This window comes from Xanthomonas sp. SHU 166 (assembly GCF_000364685.1).
Lineage (GTDB): Bacteria > Pseudomonadota > Gammaproteobacteria > Xanthomonadales > Xanthomonadaceae > Xanthomonas_A > Xanthomonas_A sontii.
Genome location: NZ_AQOJ01000192.1, coordinates 1 through 2782 on the forward strand (window position 1 = coordinate 1; position 2782 = coordinate 2782).

2 protein-coding genes are annotated in these 2782 nt (G+C 66.9%); one reads left to right on the top strand and one right to left on the bottom strand.

Annotated elements, in window-relative coordinates; all coding sequences use genetic code 11:
• Nucleotides 1-220: 220 nt before the first annotated feature.
• Entirely contained in the window at nucleotides 221-736 is a 516-nt protein-coding gene (locus D180_RS06810) for a peptide deformylase (RefSeq protein ID WP_017912202.1), read from the top strand.
• Nucleotides 737-1077: 341 nt separating this feature from the next.
• On the opposite strand, the gene ettA is transcribed toward D180_RS06810, so the two are convergent.
• Entirely contained in the window at nucleotides 1078-2739 is a 1662-nt protein-coding gene (gene ettA, locus D180_RS06815; RefSeq protein WP_010341954.1) for an energy-dependent translational throttle protein EttA, read from the bottom strand.
• Nucleotides 2740-2782 lie beyond the last annotated feature (43 nt).

Here is a 2782-nt window from a genome sequence, read left to right on the forward strand (position 1 = left end):
ACTTCAGTCCCGACGCATTGCGCCATCGGCAAGCGCGCCACCTCGCGCGTCGCGGCTGCATGACAGTTCGCATCTGCAGAATTCGCCAAGCGCTTTGCCGCAACACGGGGATTGCACCGCGGCGTGTCGCAGTCGGGGCAGGGGAGGCCGCAGCCCGCGCTGCACGCGTCGCCGCCACGGCGGATAATCGCGGCCATTCCCCGCTGCCAGGAGTCCGCACATGATCCGCGACATCATCCGCATGGGCGACCCGCGTCTGCTGCGCCAGGCGCCGCCGGTCACCGATTTCGACAGCGCGCAACTGCATGCGCTGGTCGCCGACATGTTCGAGACCATGGACGCCGCGCGCGGCGTCGGCCTGGCCGCGCCGCAGATCGCGGTGGATCTGCAACTGATGGTGTTCGGCTTCGAGCGCAGCGCGCGCTATCCGGATGCGCCGCCAGTGCCGCGCACCGCCCTGGCCAACGTGGAGATCGAGCCGCTGTCCGACGACCTGGAGGATGGCTGGGAAGGCTGCCTGTCCATTCCCGGACTGCGCGCGGTGATTCCGCGCTACCGGCACATCCGCTACCGCGGCGTGCTGCCGGACGGCACCCCGCTGCAGCGCGAGGCCGAGGGCTTCCACGCCCGCGTGGTGCAGCACGAGCACGACCACCTGATCGGCCGCCTGTATCCCTCGCGCATCCGCGACTTCGACAAGTTCGGCTTCGAGGACGTGCTGTCCTACGACCTGTAGTGCCGGGATGCCCCGCGTTGGCGATGCGTGCCCAGCGGTCACTTCCGCATGCGTGCAGTGCCACGCGCTTGTGGGAGCGCTCCAGTCGCGACGGTTTTACCGGTAAGGCCCATCGCGACACAGGGACTTGCAACGAACTCGGCGGGTGCACTGTGGGAGGGACTTCAGGCCCGACGCATTGCGCCATCGGAAAGCGCACCGCTTCGCGTGTCGCCGTTGTATGACAGTCGACTCCCGCAGACTCCCGGAGCCAGAGAGCGGCCCCACCCGACAGTCAGCCAAAATGCGCACGGCCCGCGCGAAGCGGGCCGTGGCGGGTGCTACCAGAAACGCGCTGCGGCTTACTTCAGCGCCTTGAAACGCAGGCGCTTGGGGCCGGCGTCGTCGCCCATGCGGCGCTTTTTGTCTTCCTCGTACTCGCGGTAGTTGCCCTGGAAGAACTCCACGTGCGAGTCGCCCTCGAAGGCGAGGATGTGGGTGGCGATGCGGTCCAGGAACCAGCGATCGTGCGAGATCACGAAGGTGTTGCCCGGGAACTCCAGCAGCGCGTCTTCCAGCGCGCGCAGGGTTTCGATGTCCAGGTCGTTGGACGGTTCGTCGAGCAGCAGCACGTTGCCGCCCTGCAGCAGGGTCTTGGCCATGTGCAGGCGGCCGCGCTCGCCCCCGGACAGCGAACCGACCATCTTCTGCTGGTCCTGGCCCTTGAAGTTGAAGCGGCCGATGTAGGCGCGCGACTGGATCTCCACGCCGTTGATGTTGAGGATGTCCAGGCCGCCGGAAATCTCCTGGAACACGTTGTGGTTGCCTTCCAGCTTGTCGCGGCTCTGGTCCACGTACGACAGCTGCACGGTCGGGCCGACCACGATCTCGCCCGAATCCGGCTTCTCCTGCCCGGTGATCATCTTGAACAGGGTCGACTTACCGGCACCGTTGGGGCCGATGATGCCGACGATGGCGCCCGGCGGGATGATCATCGACAGGTTGTCGATCAGCAGGCGGTCGCCGAACTTCTTGGAGACGTTCTTGAACTCCATCACCGAGTTGCCCAGGCGCTCGCCCGGCGGGATGAAGATTTCGTTGGTCTCGTTGCGCTTCTGGTAATCGACCGACTGCAGTTCGTCCAGGCGCGCCAGACGTGCCTTGCCCTTGGAGCGGCCGCCCTTGGCGTTCTGCCGGGCCCACTCCAGTTCCTTCTGGATCGCCTTCTGCCGCGCCTTCTCCTGGTTCTCTTCCTGCTTCAGGCGCTCGTCCTTCTGCATCAGCCATTCGGTGTAGTTGCCCTTCCACGGAATGCCGCGGCCGCGGTCGAGTTCCAGGATCCACTCGGCGGCGTTGTCGAGGAAGTAGCGATCGTGGGTGACCGCGACCACGGTGCCGGTGTAGCGCGCCAGGAACTGTTCCAGCCACTCCACCGATTCGGCATCGAGGTGGTTGGTCGGTTCGTCGAGCAGCAGCATGTCCGGCTTCTGCAGCAGCAGCCGGCACAGCGCCACACGGCGCTTCTCGCCGCCGGACAGGTTGGCGATCTTGGCGTCCCACGGCGGCAGCCGCAGCGCGTCGGCGGCCACGTCGAGCTGGTTCTCCAGGGTGTGCGCGTCGCCGGCGGCCAAGATCGCCTCCAGGCGCTCCTGTTCCTTGGCCAGCGCGTCGAAATCGGCGCCTTCCTCGGCATAGGCGGCGTACACCGCTTCCAGCGCGGCCTGCGCCTGCAGCACTTCGCCCACGCCTTCCTCGACCGACTCGCGCACGGTCTTGTTCGGGTCCAGCTCCGGCTCCTGCGCCAGGTAGCCGACCTTGGTGCCGGGCTGCGGACGCGCCTCGCCTTCGAAATCGGTGTCCACGCCAGCCATGATCTTCAGCACGGTGGACTTGCCGGCGCCGTTGAGGCCGAGCAGGCCGATCTTGGCGCCGGGGAAGAACGACAGCGAGATGTCCTTGATGATCTGGCGCTTGGGCGGCACGGTCTTGCTGACCCGGTTCATGGTGTAGATGTATTGCGACATGGCGGCTCCAAAGGCGCAGGGCGCCCGCCGGCCGGCGGCCGGA

What these genes read in the sequence shown, in the direction of transcription:
- ettA (WP_010341954.1), bottom strand. Translation starts at nt 2,739, where the DNA reads ATGTCGCAATACATCTACACCATGAACCGGGTCAGCAAGACCGTGCCG.
- D180_RS06810 (WP_017912202.1), top strand. Translation starts at nt 221, where the DNA reads ATGATCCGCGACATCATCCGCATGGGCGACCCGCGTCTGCTGCGCCAG.